This is a genomic window from Gordonia sp. NPDC003422, from assembly GCF_053588675.1.
Genome location: NZ_JBSFQL010000024.1, coordinates 17,534 through 38,225, shown reverse-complemented (window position 1 = coordinate 38,225; position 20,692 = coordinate 17,534). Strand labels below are relative to the sequence as shown.

17 protein-coding genes and 1 pseudogene are annotated in these 20,692 nt (G+C 62.3%); 10 read left to right on the top strand and 8 right to left on the bottom strand.

Going from position 1 to position 20,692, the window contains the following annotated elements:
• Positions 1 to 69 precede the first annotated feature (69 nt).
• On the top strand, positions 70 to 3,054 hold the full coding sequence (locus ACWDTF_RS19025; RefSeq protein ID WP_449754869.1) for a glycosyl hydrolase family 65 protein: 2,985 nt from the start codon (positions 70 to 72) through the stop codon (positions 3,052 to 3,054).
• A 245-nt stretch (positions 3,055 to 3,299) separates the two neighbouring features.
• Here ACWDTF_RS19025 and ACWDTF_RS19020 read toward each other — a convergent pair whose 3' ends face one another.
• On the bottom strand, positions 3,300 to 4,529 hold the full coding sequence (locus ACWDTF_RS19020) for a DUF6880 family protein (RefSeq protein WP_449754868.1): 1,230 nt from the start codon (positions 4,527 to 4,529) through the stop codon (positions 3,300 to 3,302).
• A 108-nt stretch (positions 4,530 to 4,637) separates the two neighbouring features.
• Here ACWDTF_RS19020 and ACWDTF_RS19015 point away from each other — a divergent pair, with 108 nt between their 5' ends.
• From ACWDTF_RS19015 to ACWDTF_RS19005, 3 genes are all read left to right on the top strand, one after another.
• On the top strand, positions 4,638 to 5,825 hold the full coding sequence (locus ACWDTF_RS19015; RefSeq protein ID WP_449754867.1) for a TY-Chap domain-containing protein: 1,188 nt from the start codon (positions 4,638 to 4,640) through the stop codon (positions 5,823 to 5,825).
• Between the two features lie 566 nt (positions 5,826 to 6,391).
• Positions 6,392 to 6,835, top strand: a complete 444-nt coding sequence (locus ACWDTF_RS19010; protein WP_449754866.1) for an Ltp family lipoprotein — start codon at positions 6,392 to 6,394, stop codon at positions 6,833 to 6,835.
• Between the two features lie 84 nt (positions 6,836 to 6,919).
• Complete coding sequence (locus tag ACWDTF_RS19005) at positions 6,920 to 8,335, top strand: DUF1731 domain-containing protein (RefSeq protein WP_449754865.1); 1,416 nt, start codon at positions 6,920 to 6,922, stop codon at positions 8,333 to 8,335.
• Between the two features lie 13 nt (positions 8,336 to 8,348).
• Here the strand turns inward: ACWDTF_RS19005 and ACWDTF_RS19000 are convergent, their stop codons facing one another.
• On the bottom strand, positions 8,349 to 9,542 hold the full coding sequence (locus ACWDTF_RS19000) for a hypothetical protein (protein WP_449754864.1): 1,194 nt from the start codon (positions 9,540 to 9,542) through the stop codon (positions 8,349 to 8,351).
• Between the two features lie 86 nt (positions 9,543 to 9,628).
• On the opposite strand from ACWDTF_RS19000, the gene ACWDTF_RS18995 reads away from it, so the two are divergent.
• The gene (locus ACWDTF_RS18995) at positions 9,629 to 10,111 is read left to right on the top strand and encodes a hypothetical protein (protein ID WP_449754863.1); all 483 of its coding nucleotides are present in this window, start codon (positions 9,629 to 9,631) and stop codon (positions 10,109 to 10,111) included.
• Positions 10,112 to 10,129: 18 nt separating this feature from the next.
• Here the strand turns inward: ACWDTF_RS18995 and ACWDTF_RS18990 are convergent, their stop codons facing one another.
• Genes ACWDTF_RS18990 through ACWDTF_RS18980 form a run of 3 tightly spaced genes read right to left on the bottom strand, consistent with a single transcriptional unit; the run spans position 10,130 to position 11,846 of the window.
• Positions 10,130 to 10,588 (bottom strand): TY-Chap domain-containing protein, encoded by a 459-nt coding sequence (locus ACWDTF_RS18990; RefSeq protein ID WP_449754862.1) that lies wholly within the window; start codon positions 10,586 to 10,588, stop codon positions 10,130 to 10,132.
• Positions 10,589 to 10,606: 18 nt separating this feature from the next.
• Positions 10,607 to 10,900, bottom strand: a complete 294-nt coding sequence (locus ACWDTF_RS18985) for a hypothetical protein (RefSeq protein WP_449754861.1) — start codon at positions 10,898 to 10,900, stop codon at positions 10,607 to 10,609.
• Between the two features lie 25 nt (positions 10,901 to 10,925).
• Positions 10,926 to 11,846, bottom strand: a complete 921-nt coding sequence (locus ACWDTF_RS18980; protein WP_449754860.1) for a hypothetical protein — start codon at positions 11,844 to 11,846, stop codon at positions 10,926 to 10,928.
• Positions 11,847 to 11,931: 85 nt separating this feature from the next.
• Between ACWDTF_RS18980 and ACWDTF_RS18975 the strand changes: the two genes are divergently transcribed.
• Positions 11,932 to 13,455, top strand: coding sequence for an SIR2 family protein (locus tag ACWDTF_RS18975; protein WP_449754859.1), 1,524 nt, complete (start codon positions 11,932 to 11,934; stop codon positions 13,453 to 13,455).
• 112 nt (positions 13,456 to 13,567) lie between these two features.
• On the opposite strand, the gene queD is transcribed toward ACWDTF_RS18975, so the two are convergent.
• Genes queD through queC form a run of 3 tightly spaced genes read right to left on the bottom strand, consistent with a single transcriptional unit; the run spans position 13,568 to position 15,323 of the window.
• Positions 13,568 to 13,927, bottom strand: a complete 360-nt coding sequence (queD, locus tag ACWDTF_RS18970; RefSeq protein WP_449754894.1) for a 6-carboxytetrahydropterin synthase QueD — start codon at positions 13,925 to 13,927, stop codon at positions 13,568 to 13,570.
• A gap of 8 nt (positions 13,928 to 13,935) precedes the next feature.
• Entirely contained in the window at positions 13,936 to 14,568 is a 633-nt protein-coding gene (gene queE / locus ACWDTF_RS18965; RefSeq protein ID WP_449754858.1) for a 7-carboxy-7-deazaguanine synthase, read from the bottom strand.
• Complete coding sequence (gene queC, locus ACWDTF_RS18960; protein ID WP_449754857.1) at positions 14,565 to 15,323, bottom strand: 7-cyano-7-deazaguanine synthase QueC; 759 nt, start codon at positions 15,321 to 15,323, stop codon at positions 14,565 to 14,567. The genes queE and queC overlap by 4 nt, the downstream gene beginning before the upstream one ends.
• 925 nt (positions 15,324 to 16,248) lie before the next feature.
• On the opposite strand from queC, the gene dbpB (ACWDTF_RS18955) reads away from it, so the two are divergent.
• The 4 genes and pseudogenes from dbpB (ACWDTF_RS18955) to ACWDTF_RS18940 all read left to right on the top strand — a co-directional run.
• Entirely contained in the window at positions 16,249 to 17,382 is a 1,134-nt protein-coding gene (gene dbpB, locus ACWDTF_RS18955; RefSeq protein ID WP_449754856.1) for a DGQHR domain-containing protein DpdB, read from the top strand.
• Complete coding sequence (gene dpdA / locus ACWDTF_RS18950) at positions 17,379 to 18,602, top strand: tRNA-guanine transglycosylase DpdA (RefSeq protein WP_449754855.1); 1,224 nt, start codon at positions 17,379 to 17,381, stop codon at positions 18,600 to 18,602. Before dbpB (ACWDTF_RS18955) ends, dpdA begins: the two co-directional genes overlap by 4 nt.
• Positions 18,599 to 19,696 (top strand): DGQHR domain-containing protein DpdB, encoded by a 1,098-nt coding sequence (gene dbpB / locus ACWDTF_RS18945; RefSeq protein ID WP_449754854.1) that lies wholly within the window; start codon positions 18,599 to 18,601, stop codon positions 19,694 to 19,696. Before dpdA ends, dbpB (ACWDTF_RS18945) begins: the two co-directional genes overlap by 4 nt.
• Before the next feature lie 232 nt (positions 19,697 to 19,928).
• Positions 19,929 to 20,342: pseudogene (locus ACWDTF_RS18940) on the top strand (IS1634 family transposase); the annotation flags it as partial.
• Between the last annotated feature and the right edge of the window lie 350 nt (positions 20,343 to 20,692).

Sequence of the window (20,692 nt, the reverse complement as noted above, 5' to 3'; positions counted from 1 at the left end):
GGTCGACGTATCCGGCGACGGTCGATCAGCGGAGAGCGACGACATGGACACACAGACCGAGTGGTTTCGATGAGCGCGCCCGGGGCGGGCCGCCCGATGTCGCAGGTGCCCGAGGCGCTGACCTCCCGCCACCAACTGACCGCAAGAGTCCACCGCGGGGCGCCGGTCCTGATCCTGGACCTCGACAGCACCATCGACCGGTCCGATCTCGAGCTCGTCGACGATGTGCGCGAGCAGATCGTCCGGGTGGTGCAGTTCTGTCCGGTGGCGGTGATCAGTGCACACGACGCGGAGGATCTGCGGAATCGCGTCGGCGTCGACGGCGTCTGGTACGCCGGTGGCGACGGAGCGCAGATCGTCGGACCCGACGGTGACGCTGCGGCCGGAGACGCCGCTGATAGGGGCGCTGGCGTCCGACGCCTACTCGAGGTCGTCGGAGGCCAGGGCACTCTGCCGATCTACCTCGGCGACGGGCCGGCCGCGGAGTCGGCCTTCGACGCGCTGCCGTCGGAGGCGATCAGCGTGGTGGTGCGTTGGGTGGAGGACGACGACCGTCCGACCGCTGCTCAGTTCGTCGTCGCCGGTGCCGACGATGCGCGCGAATTGCTGGAGCGGCTCGCCGACCTGCTCGGCGCTGCCCGCGACATCGACGCCCCGCCCGACAGTCCGTGGTCGGTGACCTACGACGGCTACGATCCGGCCGCCGAACAGTTGCGAGAATCGTTGTGCACCATCGGCAACGGGGTGTTCGCCACCCGGGCGGCCTCGCCCGACTCCCGCGCAGGCGACACGCATTATCCGGGCACCTATGCGGCCGGTGTCTTCAACCGCTTGGAAGATCAGGTCGCCGGCCACACCATCGACAACGAGAGCATGGTGAATCTGCCGAACTGGTTGTCGCTCACCTTCCGGATCGACGACGGAGCGTGGTTCGACATCGATTCCGCAGACCTGCTCGACTACCGGCAAACGCTCGATGTTCGGCGCGCAATCCTGCACCGCAACTTCCGGTTCCGTGATGACGAAGGTCGGGTCACGGAGGTCAGCGAACGCCGCTTCGTCGCCATGCACCTGCCGCACGCATGTGCACTCGAGACGACGATCACGCCGCACGGATGGTCGGGCCGCGTCGAGTTCCGGTCGCTGCTCGACGGAGCGGTCACCAACTCGCTGGTGCCGCGGTATCGAGCGCTGGCGAGTACGCACCTTGAATCGGTCGCCGCCAGAGAAGTGGCCGACGACTCGGCGGTGCTGTCGGTGCAGACCAACCAATCACGTGTCGGGGTCGCAATGGCCGCCCGAAACACGCTGTGGCGCAGCGAAGAATCCGTCGAGGGCGAGTATCGACTGGTTCACGAGAACGACGGTGGCGACCGCATCGGGCACGACATCTCCGTCGATGTCGTTGACGGACAACCGGTCACGCTGGAGAAGATGGTCACGGTATTCACCAGCCGCGACCCCGCGATCTCCGAACCGGCCGACGAGGCCACCCGATGGCTGGGCCGGCTGGGGCGATTCGACGAGCTACTCGACGGGCACGTCCTGCGGTGGGGCACCTTGTGGGATTGGTTCGACATCGAATTCGAGGGTCGAGGAGACGCGCTGCGCATCGCCCGATTCCATCTGTTGCATGTCCTGCAGACGTTGTCGCCCAACACCACCGATCTCGACGTCGGCGTCCCCGCGCGCGGCTTGAACGGTGAGGCCTACCGTGGCCACATCTTCTGGGACGAGTTGCTGGTGTTCCCGGTGCTGAATCTGCGGCTACCGGCGCTGACCCGGTCGTTGTTGCGCTACCGATACCTCCGCATGCGAGAGGCGAAAGCCGCCGCGGCCGAGGCCGGGCACGAGGGTGCGATGTTCCCGTGGCAGTCGGGGAGCGACGGCCGTGAGGAAAGCCAACAGCTGCACCTGAATCCGGACTCCGGGCGCTGGAATCCCGACCCCAGTCGCCGCCAGATCCACATCGGCATCGCGGTCGCCTACAACGTCTGGCAGTACTATCAGGTGACCGGCGATCTCGAATTCCTCGTCGATTCCGGCGCCGAGATGCTCGTCGAGATCGCCCGCTACTACGCCAGTCTCGCCACCCTCGACGAGGCGAGCCGCCGGTACGCGATCCGCGGCGTCATCGGGCCCGACGAGTTCCACGGCGGTTATCCGGACAAGCCCTACGACGGCGTCGACAACAACGCCTACACCAACGTCATGGCGGTGTGGGTGATGCGACGCGCCTTGGAGGCGCTCACTCTACTTCCGCTGCAGGTACATTCCGACCTCACGCAGCAGCTGGGTCTGCACGTGCAGGAGACGTCGCGCTGGGAAGACATCACCACGCGGATGACGGTGTGCTTCCACGACGGCGTCATCAGCCAGTTCGAGGGCTACGAGAAGCTGGCGGAACTGGATTGGGACGGCTACCGCGCCAAGTACGGCAACATCTCTCGGCTCGATCGCGTCCTGGAGGCCGAGGACGACGACGTCAACGCATACCGCGTCTCCAAGCAGGCCGACGCGCTGATGCTGTTCTACGTCCTGTCCAACGATGAGGTCCGAGATCTTTTCGAACGCTTGGGTTATCAGCTCTCCGACGACGACATCCGACGAACCGTCAACTACTACATGGCCCGCACCTCACACGGCTCGACGCTGAGTAGGCTCGTACACTCCTGGATTCTGGCGCGCAGCAACCGGGCCGAGGCGATGGAGTTCTTCGACGACGTGCTGCGTTCGGACATCAACGACATCCAGGGCGGCACCACCCCCGAAGGCATCCACCTGGGCGCGATGGCCGGCAGCATAGACCTCCTGCAGCGCTGCTTCACCGGCCTCGAGACCCGCGGCAACCGCCTCATCCTCCGTCCACATTGGCCCGATTCCCTTGGCGCACTGGACTTCGCCATGTTCTACCGCGGCCACCGCCTGCGCCTTCGCGTCAGCGGCAAAGAAGTCCAAGTCACCGCCGCCGCGGGCGCGCAGGCGCCGATCGAGATCGAATGTCGCGGGCAGGTCGAACAACTCAGCCCCGACGGCACCGTCCGCCTCGGCTGACGACCGCACCACTCTCCGCACCCACCGCTGGTCGAGCCGACTCCGAGCCGCTAGGCGAGGCGTCGTGTCGAGACCACCTCTCCGCTCCCTGAGCCTGGATCCGTGGAGAACCCCTTCCGGTCCCTGAGGTGCGAGCGGAGCGAGCCGCGAAGGGCTGGTGAGACGACATCGTAAGCCCACCAAAGGCTTCGAGGCTCGCAGGCTCGCACCTCAGCCAGCGGGGGCGCCCCAATGGCGGTGACCCTTCAAGGTAACCCCGCCTTGTCGAACTCCTGCTGCAGCCGTGGTCGGCGGCGGTTGTCTTCCCGGAGGTCGGCGATCAGTTCGTCGACATCGGTGGCGCGATCGGTGCCCTTCGCGATCGTCCGCATCCGCTTGAGGTACCGCGCGGCCGCCTTGTAGTGCCCGACTCCCGTGTACTCCAACTCGGCGTCGACCAACCCGACCAGCGGGTCGAGAACGGCAAGCTTGTCGATCTTCTCGTACCGCTTGATGAGGTCGAGCCAGAGTGAGTCATCGGGCGAAAGGCGCAGTGCGCGTGCCTGTTCCCAGGCTCGACGCGGGTCGTCGAGGGTGAACAGACTGAAAGCCACTGCGTCCCGCGGCTGGTCCGACAGCGTCGCGGTCACCTCGGCGGACAGCGCCGACCACTCGTCACCGGCAGCTCCATACAGTCGGCTGGCGGTCGTCGACGACGGCCACCGTCGGAACACCTCGGTGCGTGCGGCGAGGAGGTCTTCGGGTCGGTGGGCGGCGAGCAGGTTGCACCACGTTTCGGACGCGGTCAGCGCCTGATGCCCTTGGTCGTGCAGCGACGCGCGATGCGCCCAGTCGATCGCGAGGTCGTATTCACCGATCTCGGCCAGCGCCTCGGCGGTGTCTTCCAACCAGGCCGCTCGCTTCTGATCGCGCGCGTGCGTCCGGATGACGGCGTCGAGGTCACGATCGAACACGGCGAGCCGACGGTCGTTGTACTCCAACCTGGATCGTTCGTGACGATCGGGGTCGCGCCAGTCGTCGGGAGGGGGCGGCGGGGAGATGCCGGCCCGGATCGCGTCGAGCCGTGTGCGGTAGCGCGCCATTCCGACGTCGCCGAGCGCCGGCGCGTAGGCCACGGGATCGATGGTGAAGAAGTCGCACCTGTTGTGAAACTGGAAGTCGATCATCCAGTCGACGAGCTTCGCCGGCGCGACACCCGCGCGTTCGGCGACGGTGGGGTGCAGGGCGAGCAGCCGGCGGATGGCGCCGCCGATGATGCCGCTGGAATCGTCGGCACGCATGATGAGCGTGAGCGACGAGGCGAGCGCTTTCTGGGTGACAGCGAAGACGTCGGCGGGATCGTCGCCTGTTGCGGCCTCCTCGAGAATGTCGACCGCCTCATGCATCTGACCGCCGTGTGCGTCGGCTGCACGCCACCTGTGCAGGTCGGCTCGGGTGCGGATGAGCGGCAGAACGGTGTCGGCGAGTTCGGTCACCTCACCATTGTGGATGAAGCCGTTCACTTCGACGCAGACTGTCGGCGCCCCTTCGTAGCGTGAGCCTCACCAGGTCATCTCCGATGACCGCCAGCAGGGGAGGGTGCCATGACCGACGCTGATCTCAACGACGCCAACTGGAGCAGGTTCCGAGGACAACTGGCGCGCAGGTTGGTGACACTCAAGCGCGACGAGTTCGTCGAGATCCACGGCGCAAGCCAACGTAGCCATACGACGCTCGTATTCACCCTGACCGGTTCCGGGCGTATCCGATGCGCGGTCGACGGGATGGCCCTCGGACCGTTCTGGCCGCCGGCGGATGCGTCGATCGGCCGTGCGCAGGTCACAGCGCTCGACAGGCTCGGGTGGCGGCAGCTGCGTTCAGGGGAGTACATCCGCGAGTCCGGTAAGCGCAGCCTGGGTGAACTCGTCTCTGCGGCGGCCGACGCGCTGCGGCAAGTGTGGAGTGTTGCCGACCCGTCGTCACTGACGATTCACGACCCCTTCGGACCGGACGCGCGAGCAGCAGTCGCCGCGCAACCCAAGAAGCGCGAAGTCACCATCGAGGGCAAGGCCGCCGTCGGGCTCCTTCCCGAAGATGCGAAACACCTGCTGCAACTGGTACGCACGACGATGGAGGCATACTTCGGTGACAGCCTCGAGATGGTCGGTAAGGCAATCTGTTTCAACACCGCAGACGCTGACCTGTACTCCAAATGTCTCGTATCGCCATACGCCTTGCGCATAGAGTTCTGCACCATCTTCGGGCATGGGACCCCCGACATGGATCTCCTTGGCGCCGTGGTCGCCGAACATTCGTCACGTTGGCCCGACATCTCGCTCGTGGTGATCAAGGACCACGTGTTCGCGGTGCGGCCACTGGAATGCAGCAGCTTTCACGTCAACAACCTGATGGCGGCGTTGAAGGCATGGGATGAATTCTGCAGCGAAGGCGCGATCGACATCATCGAACAGCTCCACCCCGAATCGGCCGGACACTACGACCCTCCGGCGGGCCAGTTTCCGCGCCTTCTCGCCGAACTACTCGCGGAGTTCGCCACGAACCCCGTAACGCTGACGGCGGCCGAACTCGTGAAACGCACTCGCGCCAACACGCCGCTGCTTCGACGCTATGCACGGATGTGCACTTCGACGCTCGAGGACTCGACCGTTGCGATCGACACCGACGGCGAACTCCGACGCGCAGTTATCGAGAAGTTCATGCCGGTGCTCGTGGCCGCGACAAGCTTTGCCGCCCAGTACAATGTTGCGTGGGAGATGCCGCGGGGAGCATAGGCGTCCTCAGCAACTGACTCCCGCGAGCCTCATGCAGTGCGGTGGGAGGGGAACTGTTGGGCCAAGGTAATCGCTTCGGCGACACCACGTCCGGCTACTGGGCCCAGATCCGTGGAAACGGAGCCAACCTCCGCTGCCTGAGGTGCGACGAGCCCTTGCGAGGAGCCTCGAAGGCCTGGTGACGTGTGCGCTGCGAGAATGATGGCTCTGATTTCCTACTGCGGGCAACCTTCTTCGCAGAGTGAACCACGGTGTCCACACTTAGAGGCATTGTTCCACGCAGCCGGGATCGTCGGAATCCTTCGATTGGATGATCTTCGTCTGGTGTTACTGAGTGGACCAAAGTGTCTGTGTTCGAAACGGTTTGAAGGTCGATGCAACCCGAAGTGTCGTGTGCGATGAGTGGTCTGCGCATTCTTGGTGCGTAGCTCGACGAGGGGCGGACAATCAAATAGGTGTCCGCCCGAATTGTCGGTGCTGCCCGATAGCTTGTCACTACACGTCGGCGCGAGACCCAAACGGCCACGCCAACAACGACGAACAGTATCGAAGGCAAGGAGTGAAAGATGATGAAGGTACACAAGCTGCCCTGGGTGAGTGCTCTCGCCGCAGCGGCCGTGGTCGGCGGCGTCGCCGTCGCGGCGGGTTCCGTGGTGGGCGTTGCGGAACCGACCGTCGCCGTGCGCGACTCGGGACAGATGTCCATTGTGTTGGCCGGCTACACCGTCAGCCAGCAGAACGCGATCGGCAAGGCGAAGGAATACCTCGAGATTTCGGCGTTTTCGCGTTCCGGGCTGATCGGCCAGCTGAAGTACGAGGGATTCTCGGAGTCGGATGCGACGGTCGCGGTCGACAGTCTGGGGGTCAACTGGAACGCGCAGGCGGTCAAGAAGGCCAAAGAGTACCTGGCGATTTCGTCGTTCTCGCACTCCGGTCTGGTCGATCAGTTGGAGTACGAGGGCTTCACCTCCAGCCAGGCCGAGTACGGAGTGCGAGGCGCCGGACTCTGACGTCGCACACCGGTGGGATGTGATCTATCTCCGGATGTGAAGGACGACACCGACAAGTGGGCGAGTGTGGGCCTACGGTGACGTATGGCAAGTACACCGGAGCGAGCAAAGCGACGGGGCAGTGTGAGGTCGTACGCCCAGTTCATTGCTCAGGATGTCGAGTCGGTGTGGCAGGTCGTCGGTGATCCGACGCGATTACCGCAGTGGCACAGCGGATATCGAGAACTCTCGCTCGACGGTCCGGCTGCAACCGGTGCACGCGGTGACTACGTGCGGTCGCACCGCTTGGCCGGACGGTTTCACCGCCGTCTCGCGCCACCGTTCACCATCACGGTGTACGACGAGCCGCGACACTTGCAGCTGACCCAGCCGGAACCGGTCGGTGACGCCGTGGTCGACTTTCGGCTCACCCCGGCCGATGGTGGCTGCATCCTGACCGAAACCGTCACCGCGACAGCCCGATCGGGTTCGGTGAGTCGGATCATTCGGTCCGGAGTGCCGCAGTTGGCCGACCGGGTCGACGTGGCCCGCCTGGCCCGGCTTGCCGGTGTGGCACCCGCCGACGACACGCTCACCGTCGTGCTCGCCGGCGGCAGCGGCGCGCTCGGCCAGCACCTGGCGGCGGATCTCGCCTGCCGTGGTCACCGTCCGGTGATCCTCACGCGCAGTGTCGATCCCGCGTCTCCCTTCGAGCAGGTTCGGTGGGACGGACGCACCGTCGGGGACTGGTCGGAGGTACTGACCACGGACCGGCCGACTGCGGTGGTGAACCTGGCCGGCAAGCTGGTGGATTGTCGTCCCACCGATCGCAATGTGGCTCTTCTGCGGGACAGTCGGGTGGAGGCGACCCGCGCGTTGGTCGACGCGTCGAAGCGCCGCGCCACCCCGATCACATACTGGTTGCAGGCGAGCACCACCGCCATCTGGAGCGACGCCGGGGAGCAGTGGTGCACTGAGACCACACCCGTGCCCGACGGCCTACCGCAGATGACCGGGGTGGCCCGGCCGTGGGAGGAGGCGGTGGCCGGCGCGAACGCCGACCATCTGGTGACGCTGCGGACGTCGATCGTCCTCGATGCGCAGGCCCCGGCGATGAAACGTCTCGCCGACCTCACCCGCGTCGGACTCGGTGGCCGCGTCGGTTCGGGACAACAGTGGTTCAGTTGGATTCACGTCGACGACTGGCTCGCGATCGTCCGCGCCGCACTGGGTCTCGACCCGCGAATCACCATCCCCGACGGGCTGGTTGTCGGGGCGAGCCCCAACCCGGTGCGCAACGTCGAACTGATGGCGGCACTGCGCTCGACGCTGCACCGGCCGCCCGCGCCACCGACACCGGCACCCCTGCTGCGAGTCGGTGCGATTGCGTTGCGCACCGATCCAGCGCTGGGCCTCACGGGTCGACGCGCACGATCGCAGGTCCTCGACGACGTCGGATTCGTGTTCCGCTTCCCCGACCTCGACGGGGCGTTGACGAATCTGCTGGGCGAGACGTTGTAAGAGTGCGCGACGACTAGTCGGACGTCGGCAGGGATTGCCTTGTAACAGAATCAATTTGGCGTCGGAGCGCGGTGCCGATGCTGTCTGGCGGCGTGATCTTGGCCTTTTCGAACAGGGCGAGTACTCGAGAGTAGGCGGCGGCGCGTTCGTTGGCCGACGCGTTGACGTCGAGTGCGAGATCGATGGCACGCTGGGCGGTCCGCAGCAGGTCCTGTTGGTCAGCGGTGAACGGAGATGTGCCCGCTTCACGTGCCAGAGCGTCGGCCTTGCGCCAGGTGCGCTCGGCGGCAGTGACCCGGTCGGCGAAGTCCCGAACCAGTGTCGCGTCGGTGGGCACGTGGTCGTCGATGCGCAGGGCGTCGGCCGACGCGAACGCGTCGTGGAACGCCTGCACTGCAGGATGATTGAGGTCGGACAGGAGTGGTCGGAAGAAGAACTGAGTGGGGTCTGTCTCGTAGGCGGCGTACTCGACGCGCACGGCGTTGAGCCGCTCCATCGAGCGCTTCCAGAGTGCCTGGATGCTCGCGTCGGTGACCTCGGCCGCGGATGATGGCTGGTTCACCGCCGTCGTACCGTGCTGCTTCCTGTTGCGGTCCGCGAAGTACAACGCCCAGAAGATGGTGGCACCGACGATGACGCCGATGAGCGTCCCGATCGTCTCGCCTCTAGATGTCCCTGGGTCGGGCGATATCAGCTGCATGATGCCGCCGGGAATCGCGAGCGTGAGGACGATCGCCCCGATCAGCCGCCAATGCCGGCGCACGAAGGGCCACCCCGTGGTCTTCCACAAGCCGGGTGCCTTCGGATACGTCGTCGTCGCGGCCGGTGTCCACGTCGTGCTCGGCGTTGCGGCAACGCGCGCCTGAACGCTGTGAGCCGGCATGTTGACGGGGACGAGGGTTCCGTCGTCTCTGTAGACGAACAGCGCAATCTGCGTGCTCGTCGCGTAGTCGATCGCGTCGTGGGCGTACGCGGAGTCCGTGAAGTAGAGGAGTTGTTTGGAGTGGTCGTAGGCGCGCGCACCGAACAGGTTCTGCACCTCCGACTTGTCCACCATCCCGCGATGCCATTTCACATGTGCCAGCCCGCGGGCAGCGTGGACTTCAAGGGTTCCGGGCGCGGCGACGTACGCGTCGGGAAACCCCATCTCACGCATGCGCCTGGTCGCGTTGGCTTCCGCGTCCTCGGCGGTTCGGATCGTGCTCACCGGGCCAGCTTAGAAAACGACTCTGACGAATTGGATCGGTGCTCGCGATACCCTATGTACTTGACGACGGTGTGGATGGAGTGGTTATGAGTTCGAGGCGGGTTCTGGCCGGTGGATGCGTTGCCGCACTGGTTGCGAGCGGCGCGTTGGTGCTGACGTCGGCACCGCACACTTCGGCCGCGCCGACGACGGTCGACGCTGCTGACTACGCCGTCCCGGGCAACCCGGGCTCATTTTTGTGGACGTATGCACGCGCGCCGCTGCGCGAGTGCGGGATCTACCCGGCCGAGGGCGGCCGCGCGGTGTTGTGTTCGGTCGGGTTTCCTCCGGGTACGCCGGAGGTCAGCAGCCCGCCGTTCAGCGGGCCTCCGAACGCCGTGAAGATTGTCGGCGGAACGATTTCCAACACGATCACCGAAGGCGGCGCACGGGTGGGCCGGGTGCTCCCGCCGAATCATCGGATCGTCGTCGGCGACGTCTCGTGCACGGCGCTCCCGCGCGGTGGTATCGACTGCTCCAAGGGTCCACGCGGATTCCGCTATGCGAACGGTGTGCTCACGAAGCGCTGAGGTGTGAAAAGTGTTGTGCTACTCGTAAGTCGTGAGCGGATGCACCGTGCTGCTGGGATCACGAAGTGTGAGGAATGACGGGTGGATGACCCACCAATGCCGGCGAAGGAGCGTGACCGTCTGCGCGGCAACAAGTTCGCAGTGCTTTCGGCCGAATTCGCGCACGTACTCGTGCTTGCGCGGTAGGTAGCGCCATTCACTCTCGTTCAGTGGCGGAGGTTTGATCGGCGAATACCCGATGGCCAGAGCATCTTTGGGGATCGTCGCTCGGATACGACGAGATCTGTTGACCCGGAACGTGATGAGCTGGTGGTCGCGGCCATTCATCGGATGAGACAGTTCGAAGAACTCGTACGTGATGGGGTTCAGGGCGCCGAGGTAAGCGGCCAGTTCGTCGATGAACGCGCGCCACGAGTCCCTGATCTGATTGTCGTAGTCGCCAAGCTCTTCGAGGTAGTGCTCGTAGTTCTCGATCATGATCTCCTCCTACGAGTGTCAGCGCCCGTTCGAATGACGCCGGCACCAGTCGGTGCTGTGTTTGGCCGTGCACTCGCTCCACTGTCGCTGCTCGTCGGCCCAAGGATGTCGCGGGGTCTGGCCGCGGTTGAGCCGCCACCGGTAGTTGTCGCAGATGATGTGGTTGCCGCGTGAATCGACGGTGGTGCGCCCGATGTCGGCGCCGATGCAGCGGTCACCAAGCTGTGGGGCTGCGGCGACGGATGCCCCGACGCCGATTCCAAGTCCCGCGAGGGCCAGCATGGCGGCCACCAAGATTGTTGCGTGTCGCATCATCATCACCTGTCGTGTGTCGCTGTCACGGACCCAGGACGATCGGCGTCGGGGGAGTGAAGCTGGTGTTGTCGGGTAGAGGCTGCTCGTCATTGTGCTCGCCGATCTGCTTCACCGTCTTTGCCTTGTTGAACGGCGAGTCGCCCTGGCGGGCAAGTGAATCGTCGTACCACTGGAACCATGGGTAGTTGTACTGGCGGTACTGTTCGATGGTCAGGGGCTCGTGAGGTGGCTGAGTGTCCGTGATCTCTTGCCACGCAGTGGTGTTGACGATCCGCACGACCGCGCTGGCAGGCGAGTCGTTGTCCCAGTTCTCGGTGGGTTCGATCGGCGTCGCGATCGACTGTGTGATCGATCCGCCGGCGCCCAGTCCCATGCCATCGGCGCTGGCATCGGGCACTGAGCCGCAGGTCTCGGACATGTATTGGAACCGTGGGCGCTGGGCCCACTTGTCCGCACGCAGTGGTGCGACGAAGAATCGGATCGTGCCGTCGTCGGTTCCGGTCAACTGTTCTGCGACCGAGTACCCGCCACCGAGCGGCATCGCCACGAACTGCCGCACAGTGGTCGGGTCGGCGTAGAAGCCGTCGAGCCACGGCTGGCTGGGAATCTCCACGTAGTCGTCGTCTGCGAAGTCGATCTCCGGACGGAATGGCTCGCCGGTGATGGCGTTCAGTCCGCCGACACCGATCTTGACGAGAAACGGATAGCCCGAGTTCGTGGAGAAGTTCATCCACATCGCTTCCGACTGCCACATCGGAATCACCGACTCGCGCGCTCGAGGATCGAGATACACGGGGAACTCGCCGAGGCTCGGCGGCAATCCGTAGGTGGTGTCGTCGTCGGGTACGCGCAGGGTGCGCTGGAAGGTGATGCGCAAGATCGCGTCCTCGTGGACCTCGGGGAACGCGAAGACGAGGCTGTCGAGATCGTTGGTGGCCGACATGGTGAACCTCCGTTCGTGATGTTGGGACCACCGTACGAACCGGGTACGACAAGCAGCCGTCGGTGTCGGATCTAGAGTGCTCAGCGTGACGTCTACTGCAGAGACCCGCGGCCACCTCTTCGTCCTTCACGGGCTGATCCAGAACTTCGACTACGACGCCGTCATCGTCCCGACCGACCGCCGCTTCGACATCACGTCGAGCTGGCCAGAGTCGGTCACCGGTCCACACGACGCGGCCGAACCGAGCGACTGGCCGCGCCCCTTCGCGCGGAGCGCGACTAAAGCGCCGGTCTGGTTCATCAGCGTCGCCGACGAGCAGGTGCTGTCCGACGACGAACTGGTTCGTCGCGTCACCGACACGCTGTCGGAGATCGCCGACGCGGAGTTGGCTACGACAGGCAGCCGAGAACTCACGCGCATCGCAATTCCGGTGCTAGGCATTGGACGTGGGGGTCTTGGTGACCAGCGAGGTGCGATTCTCCGATCGTTGTTGGCGACGCTGCTGTCGTTCACGGCCAACAACCACATCGACGTCCTGCTCGTGGCCTCCAACCGGGCCGTCTTCAGCGCCGCCCAGCACGCACGACGCGAACTCGCGCGACAGGGCTCGCCGGTGTGGGACTTGAACGACGACGAGATGGACGAAGCGCGTCGGCTCGGTGGGTTGGCTGCCGATGGGCATCTCGCGTTGTTCTTGGGTGCGGGCGTCAGCATTGCCGCGGGACTGCCCAACTGGGGTGATCTTCTGAAGAAGGTGGGCGGTGACGCAGGTGAGCGGCCATCCGACTTCAAAGAGCTCGGGGACCTGGACAAAGCCGAGTACCTCGCTGTAAAGATGGGGGCGGATGAACTGAATGCCAAGGTTCGGGCGGCGATCGGTGATCCCGCGAAAGTGGCTGTTGCACATGCCCTTCTCGCTGCGATGAACTGTCGCGAAGCGGTCACCACCAACTACGACGCGCTGTACGAGCGTGCCGTCGAAGCAACCGAACGACATCGACCGACAGTCTTGCCGTGGGAGTCGGTCGATCCGAAACGGGAGTGGCTGCTGAAACTTCACGGCGACGCGAGCCGGCCCGAGACGATCGTTCTTACCCGCCGCGACTTCGTGCTGTTCGACACGAAGTCGAAGCCGGCCGGGGCGCTCCTGCAGGCACTGCTCCTCACCAAGCACCTGCTCATCATCGGTGCCTCGCTGAACGACGACAACGTGATCCGACTCGCCATGGAAGTCGACGAGTACCTCGTACGGAGCGGATTACGCACAGCGCGTGGCACTTTCGTCGACGTTTCAGGAAAGTCGGCGAGGCAAGAACTCTGGACGCAGCAGTTTCACTGGCTCATCTGCGACGGTGCCAGCACTTCAGCACGTGCTCGACGCATGGAGATCCTGCTCGACGCCGTCAGCGCGTGCGCAACCGCCGATGCCCCGTGGGTGCTCGACGAGCGATTCGACGGGTTGCTGCCGGAGCAAGATCGAGCGGTGACGGAGAAGGCGCGTTCGCTGTTGGCTGCCACGGGATCAGCGAGCGGACTGATTGCGCCGCTGCGGTCAGCGCTCGCGAAACTAAAAGGCCACTCCGGTGAGTGGGACCGCGTCCGACGTTGACCGGTCTCGTGGACCCTCGGGACGGCGCGACCGCGCAAGACCAACTGAACGCCATCGAGATCACTACGCAAGGACCGCTAGTCTCGCTTCGTCCCGACAGTCGGCGTAGCTGCTAGGTGGACCCGTAGTATGTACAACCTGATGTCGATGTCTCGCGGATCTGGACCGAGTGGAGGCCCTGAATGTCAGGGGATAGGCGATCCCAGATCCAGACAGCAAGAATTTCGCTCGTCGGGTTCTCGAGTCCCTCGATCTCGTTGAGGAGATGGTGATCGAGTGTACGCACCAGGGGTTGGACGGCTTCCTTCAAATCGCCAAAGTCCATCACCCATCCGAACCGAGTGTCGACCGGTCCTTCAACGGTGACAGTCAGCCGGTACGAGTGCCCATGTAGCCGGGCGCACTTATGTCCTTCAGGGACATTCGGCAGTCGGTGGGCCGACTCGAACGTGAACTCGCGGAAGATCTCCATACGCCGTGTCACGGGATTCCTAACAACTTGTGGGTCTGAAGGCTCAACTGCCATTGAGGATTCTCTAGACAGTAGGTGACCGCAGCAGCGGTGTTCTCGTCGGTCTTCGCGTCATCCAAGGGTTGAAGACGGAATCGCGCGAAATCAAGAGTTTCGAACGATGCAGGCGACAGATCCTCCTGTGGATAGACGAGTTTCAACTCGTTGCCTCCTGTTACAACCAGTGGTGCGTTCTTCTTTGGACTCACGCAGAGCCAGTCGATGCCCGATGGTGGAGACACAGTGCCGTTGGTCTCTACGGCAACATAGAACCCCCTGGCGTGGAGTGCATCTATCAGCTTCTCGTCAAGCTGAAGGAGAGGTTCACCTCCGGTGCACACGACCATCTTCTCCCCGGTAGTCGACGTCCATTTGGCGCTCACGGCGGAGGCTAGGTCGGCTGCAGTCGCAAACTTGCCGCCGCCGGGGCCATCGGTACCCACGAAATCGGTATCGCAGAACTGGCAAACCGCCCGGTGACGATCCTTCTCGCGGCCGGTCCAAAGGTTGCAAGACGCAAATCGACAGAACACTGCCGGTCTTCCGGCGTGGGTTCCTTCGCCCTGAAGGGTGTAGAAGATCTCCTTGACCTTGTAGGTCACACAAGACTCCCTTGGTACGTAAGCGGGTCGTTGAGGCCTGCTTCCTCGAATCCACGAAGGCGCAGTAGACACGAGTCGCAATGGCCGCATGGTTGGCCGTCGACACTGGGGTCGTAGCAGGACGAGGTAATAGAGTAGTCGACTCCGAGGTCGGTCCCGAGCCGTACAATCTCGGCTTTGGTCATCGAGATGAGTGGCGTGTGGATGGTAAGCCGTTGGCCATCCACCCCCGCGCGTGTAGCGAGATTTGCCATCTGTTCGTAGGCGGCGATGTACTCCGGACGGCAGTCTGGGTAGCCGGAGTAGTCCAGTGCGTTGACCCCGAGGAAGACGTCGCGTGCACCAACCACTTCTGCATAGGCGAGCGCAAACGACAGGAAAATCGTGTTACGTGCTGGGACATAGGTGTTCGGGATGCCCTCGTCAAGTGCACTCGCCGAATTGTGTTTGGGAACAGCCAGGTCTGATGTCAGTGATGAACCGCCGAATGTACGGAGGTCAATGTCCACGATCTCGTGACGCTCGACTCCGAGGGAACCGGCCACCCGCCTGGCGGCGTCTAACTCTACGTGATGCCGTTGTCCGTAGCGAAACGAAAGTGCGTACGACATGAACCCGAGGTCGTTTGCAATGGAGAGGACGGTCGTGGAGTCAAGACCGCCGCTGAGCAGGACGACTGCTGGTGGCTTGATCATAAGTAACCTCCTGGTTGCGGCGAGACGCGCTACGGTAACTGCGCTCTCGAGTAGGACCAACCATAGTGTAGTTTATGAGTCTGACAGGGAGGCCCGCCGATGAGAAAACTAGCAATCGTCGTTGGCTGCACGAATCGAAAGTCTGCTCCGGTTCCGGCTGAACTCGCTGTGCGTAGCCTCGACGCCGGCGACACCGAAGCACGAGCTGAGCAGTGGGTTCAACGAGTCTGCGCTGCGAGTGGGGGGGTTTCGCTCGGAGACCTTTACATGGGGGAAGCGTGGCAGCAAGCCAAGTTGTTGTTCTCGGACGCAGGTTTCAGGGGATATGACGCAGACCTGTACGTGGTTTCGGCGGGTTTGGGCATAAGGCTCGCGACCTCGTTAGGGCCGGCATACAGCGCGACCTTCTCACGAGGGCATGCAGATTCGGTTGCGGTAGACGGATTAGGAGCGGTCCAGTGGTGGCGGAGGATGCGAACGCAACCTGGTTCACACAAGCCAGATACTGTGTGCAAGGAAAGCATGTTGGTTGTCGTGTCCGAGTGCTATGGACAAGTAATTGCTGAGGACGTGGATCGCTGGGCTGCGCGATGTGACGATCTGCTGGTCGTCGGCGGATCGCCCGGAATGGACTCGCAGATTCCACGGTTGCCAGCCGACATTGCGCTCCGGCGTCCGCTGGGTGGTACTGCCTCAAGTCTCACTCTTAGGATGGCACGTCGCTGGCTTCAGCTGTCCGACGGAAGGCGACTCACCACGGATGCAGTCCGGGCCGATTGGCAAGCATGGGCTCGCACATCCAGACGAGTCGAAGTGTTTGACCGGATGACGATGTCCGACGACGAAGTTCGCAGATTCCTAGGAGTGGTGATTCGCGAGGAACCGGGCATATCGGCGACCCGAGCCTTAAGGATGTTGCGCGACTCAGGACGCGCGTGCGAACAACGACGGTTCCACCGCCTGCACAACGAAGTGGTGGCCTGAAGTGACGTCGGTGCTGGAACGGCGCGCGCTGCGCTTGAATCAGAACTCGGAAATGCCGCTGTACCTCTTTGCCCTTGCAGCGGAAGAAATTGATCTCGTGGCTGATGTTGCTCGAATATCGCGTGACGACGCGGGGCGTCTGATCGGCTATCAGAGGCCGGAACGTAAGAGTCACGTGAGGCAGATTCTCCAATATCTGGATTCGACGGATGTCCTATTTCCCAATGGGCTCATCTTGGCGCTACCCGAGACTGTGAAGTTCAAGTCAAGTCGAGGCCCGGGTGCTTCCGACGGGTTGTCAATAAGTGGCGTATTGGAGATACCGCTCCCGGACGACTCTGATCAACCGCGGCCGGCTTGGATAGTCGATGGGCAACAGAGAAGTCTCGCACTCGCGCGGTCTAAGAATCGGCGTCTTCCAGTACCCATCGCAGGGTTCGTTGCCCCGACCCTCGCGTTGCAGCGGGAACAGTTTCTGCGTGTAAACACAGTTGCTCCATTGCCGGTCAACCTGGTCACTGAGTTGCTTCCGGAGGTCGTCGCTGCGCCGTCGCCGAGGCTATCTGCAAAGCGCCTTCCATCTGCCTTGGTCGACATGTTGAATATGGACCCCGAATCACCTTTCGTGGGATTGATCAAGCGAGCCTCCACGGATGAGGAGGCGAAGAAGCAGGCTGTCGTCACCGACACAAGTCTCGTGGAGGCCCTTCGCGAGTCACTTGAGTCACCCGCGGGTGTTCTCTTCCCATATCGCAACATGGCTACGGGGTCGACGGACACAGAAAGCATTCGCCGGCTTCTGCTCATTTACTGGTCCGCCGTCCGAGACACTTTTCCCGGCGCATGGGCAAAGCCCCCGACCAAGTCGCGACTTATGGGAGGTGTGGGCATCAGAGCGATGAGTCGGCTGATGGACCGGGTGATGGCGCAGGTGGATATCTCATCGCCCGAGGCAGAGGCGGTGGCGCGGGCTGAAATACGGCGTGTTGCTGACCGGTGTCATTGGACAAGTGGAACCTGGGACGAGATGGGAGTTCCGTGGAACGAGTTGCAGAATACCCCTCGGCACATATCGGCTTTATCGAACTATCTGGCGCGAGTTTATGTTGATGCCAGGAGTGCGAGTTCTCGATGAAGTTCTTCTTTCCGGATAGTCAGGACCTGGTTAGTCCCACCTACGACTTCATCCATGACGAGTACTCACCGCTGCGCGTTAGGCAACGCGACGATCGGTACGCACATGAGGTGCTGAATGAGCCAGCTTACGATGGCGTCCTTGTGTCGAAGGCCGTGGTTGATGGGTCGGTGCAAGGAGCGGGGAAATACTCAATGCCTCAGCGGCAGAGGATCTATCGCATGGGCGTGCGGGCCTTCTTTCGCCTGCCGGAAGGCACAGCCACAATGGGCGACTGTGGGTCCTTCACATATGCTAATGAGCCCGAGCCGCCCTATCGCATTGCTGAGGTACTGGATTTCTACGAAGAGTGCGGCTTTGATGCCGGTGTCAGCGTGGACCACGTTATTCTCGGCTACTCTAAGTCGGGAGAAGCGGTGCCCGACGACTGGTATCGACGACAGCAGATGACACTCGAATGTGCTCAGAAATATTTGGATGAAACGCGCGCGCGAAACTCAAGCGTGCAGCCAATTGGCGCTGCGCAAGGATGGGATCCGGCTAGCTATGCTGAAAGTGTCGCCGCGCTACAGGGGATGGGCTACCAGCGGATTGCACTCGGTGGAATGATCGCGTTACGCACTCCCGATATCGTGGACTGTCTGTCAGCGATTGACGATATTAGGTCCATTGACTCGAGTCTTCATCTGCTTGGGATCAGTAGAATCGATAACTTTGACACCTTTAAATCTCTTGGCGTAACGAGTTTTGACAGCACGTCGGCTTTTCGGCAAGCCTTTATGGATGAACGGGATAACTACCATACCGTTGATACGACATTCGCGGCGATCCGAGTTCCTCAGGTGGAAGGCAACGTGACACTCAAGCGGGCCATCCTTTCGGGCCGCGTACGGCAGGCTGACGCCGTGGCCGGAGAGCGGGATGCACTCGTGGCGTTGCGAGAGTTTGATTCCGGACGGATTGGGATGGCAACCGCATTAGATTCGGTACTTGCGTACGAACGATTGGTGATCGGGCCCAAGAAGAAATCTTATGCCGATCAATACCGAAGAACCCTTGAGGCGGCCCCGTGGCGGACTTGCCGGTGCGGTTTGTGTGCAGACTACGGAATAGAAATTGCAGTCTTCCGAGGTACTGAGCGAAACAAGCGCCGGGGCTTTCACAACTTAGCGACACTTCGAAGGAAGATTGCCATGAAACTAGAGAGAGTCAAGCAATGAGTCGAACTAAGCGAAGCATTTTACGCCTGCCTGCGCTGCGAATAAAACAAGGCAGTCGTGAGATCTACAGCTTCGCAGTTGATGGAAAATTGCTCTTGGACTTCACCGCTGTATCGCGGATTGGGCGCGCCGGCGATGGTGAACTAGCTGGTTATCAGCGACCAGAAGTAATCAGCCATATCCGCGCAATCCGGCGGTACATAGAAACAGACGGGGCGATGCTGCCTAATGCGGTTGTTGTGGCCTTCAACGGTGAGGTCCATTTCCGCCCTTCGCGAACAGCCAGCGTACTGGATTTTGCGACAGTCGGGGAGCTTCAGATTCCCATCGGGGTTGACGGTGTCGATAAGCCGGCGCTACTTGTCGACGGCCAGCAACGCGTGGCGGCTATTCGGGATGCAGAAGTCGAATCATTCCCGATTGCCGCGGTGGGATTTGTGGCCGACGATGATGAGCAACGATCTCAGTTTATTCTGGTGAATAACACGAAGCCGTTGCCTAAGGGCCTGATCCATGAATTGATTCCTGGTTCGGCTGGATATTTGCCACCCAAGTATGCCCGGCGCAAATTGCCGGCCTCAGTAATGACCCAGTTGAACCTTAATCCTGAGGGCCCTTTCTTTGAGAGAATTCAAACACCTACGTCGCCGGACGGATACATCAAAGACAACAGTGTTCTAAAGATGATTGAGAACAGTCTCTTTGAAGGAGCCCTCTATCGATATCGTGATCCAATTGACGGATCGGGCGATGAAGCGACGATGGTTGCGCATCTTGAGATGTTCTGGTCGATTGTTAGAGAGACGTGGCCAGACGAGTGGGCGTTGGCGCCCAGGAAGTCACGACTAACACATGGTGTTGGAATACAGTCCTTAGGCTATGTAATGGACACGCTAACTGACGGCTACCACGTTGATCATCTCGATCGCGCCGAGATTGAACGGAAGATGAAGAGTATCGACCAAATTGCGGCATGGAGTGGTGGACAGTGGTCACTTGCCCCAGACGATCTTCGTCGGTGGAACGGACTGCAGAATACGCCAAACGATGTCAAGTTGCTTACAAACCTCCTGCTTCGTGCTGTGCGCAACTGACCGACTTGAGCCCGAAGCATGATGTTTGTGGTGTGTTTCAGTGTTTCGCCTGCCGCGCGTCGCGCTTAGGTCCAGTCGACCGGCATCGTTCCTGCTGGTCGCCGTTGGTGTCGTGTTCCTAAAATCAGACCTGACTTGGCTCAGATTCCGTAATTCTGCGGATTGCGGGGCTGTGACCTGGGGCGTTGGGTGTCAGAGTGGACACTAACGGCAGGCGTCTTAGGCTGCTGGGATGGCGTTTGTGCGGACGGTGAAGACCAATCGGGGCGACGGCGGTCCAGATCGTGTACTCCAACCGTCGTGGGTCCCGCCAGATCGAGCGCATCGGCTCAGCACACACCGCCGCCGAGGTGGCGGCGTTGAAGGCCGCAGCTGCTGATCGGTTGGCCGCTGGTCAGCAGCAACTCGATCTCGCGCTGGTCTCCGCATCCGGAGCAGGACCGCTGCCGATTACGAGTTCCCGGATGTCAGTGTTGCTCAGAATGAGCGAAGTCAGGTCACAGCGGAGTCGTACGCGACGGTGAAGTGCCGCCTTCCCATCTACGCCGGTGCGTCGTGGCGTCAGAAACTGGCGAAAACATCTGCCGCGCAATCGAATCTAGGACCCGTAACCGGCGCGCTGTGCCTGTACGACGTGACCACGCTCTTATGTCGACGTCGGCATGAACCCTGTACTGTGGGCGAGTCGATTTTGGTGGCGCACGCCATCCGGTCGGCCAACGTGTCGTCTTGGTCTCCAGTTGACGATTGACACTCCTGACCGCGCTTTGAGGGGGCGAACCGGTTGCGATTGACCGGGATCTTGCCGTCGACGGTTCTCGGCTTTGTCGATCTGCTCATCGATAGCGCGCGGCGCGTGGCGCGCCGGATCGGTCAAGTCAGGGTTGGCTGATTCTGTCGGGCCATATCGATAGGGTGGTGCTCGTGAACGTGTTTGAAACAGCCTTACCTTTGCACCAGCTGGTCTGTTGGCATGCGGGTCTCTGGTGTTTGCCC

Excerpts from the sequence above, each read along its gene's own strand:
- ACWDTF_RS18995 (WP_449754863.1), top strand. The coding sequence starts at position 9,629 with ATGAGTTCGAGGCGGGTTCTGGCCGGTGGATGCGTTGCCGCACTGGTT.
- dpdA (WP_449754855.1), top strand. The coding sequence starts at position 17,379 with ATGAAGTTCTTCTTTCCGGATAGTCAGGACCTGGTTAGTCCCACCTAC.
- ACWDTF_RS19025 (WP_449754869.1), top strand. The coding sequence starts at position 70 with ATGAGCGCGCCCGGGGCGGGCCGCCCGATGTCGCAGGTGCCCGAGGCG.
- ACWDTF_RS19010 (WP_449754866.1), top strand. The coding sequence starts at position 6,392 with ATGATGAAGGTACACAAGCTGCCCTGGGTGAGTGCTCTCGCCGCAGCG.
- queD (WP_449754894.1), bottom strand. The coding sequence starts at position 13,927 with ATGGAGATCTTCCGCGAGTTCACGTTCGAGTCGGCCCACCGACTGCCG.
- dbpB (WP_449754854.1), top strand. The coding sequence starts at position 18,599 with ATGAGTCGAACTAAGCGAAGCATTTTACGCCTGCCTGCGCTGCGAATA.
- ACWDTF_RS19015 (WP_449754867.1), top strand. The coding sequence starts at position 4,638 with ATGACCGACGCTGATCTCAACGACGCCAACTGGAGCAGGTTCCGAGGA.
- ACWDTF_RS19005 (WP_449754865.1), top strand. The coding sequence starts at position 6,920 with ATGGCAAGTACACCGGAGCGAGCAAAGCGACGGGGCAGTGTGAGGTCG.
- ACWDTF_RS18990 (WP_449754862.1), bottom strand. The coding sequence starts at position 10,588 with ATGATCGAGAACTACGAGCACTACCTCGAAGAGCTTGGCGACTACGAC.
- ACWDTF_RS18985 (WP_449754861.1), bottom strand. The coding sequence starts at position 10,900 with ATGCGACACGCAACAATCTTGGTGGCCGCCATGCTGGCCCTCGCGGGA.
- ACWDTF_RS18980 (WP_449754860.1), bottom strand. The coding sequence starts at position 11,846 with ATGTCGGCCACCAACGATCTCGACAGCCTCGTCTTCGCGTTCCCCGAG.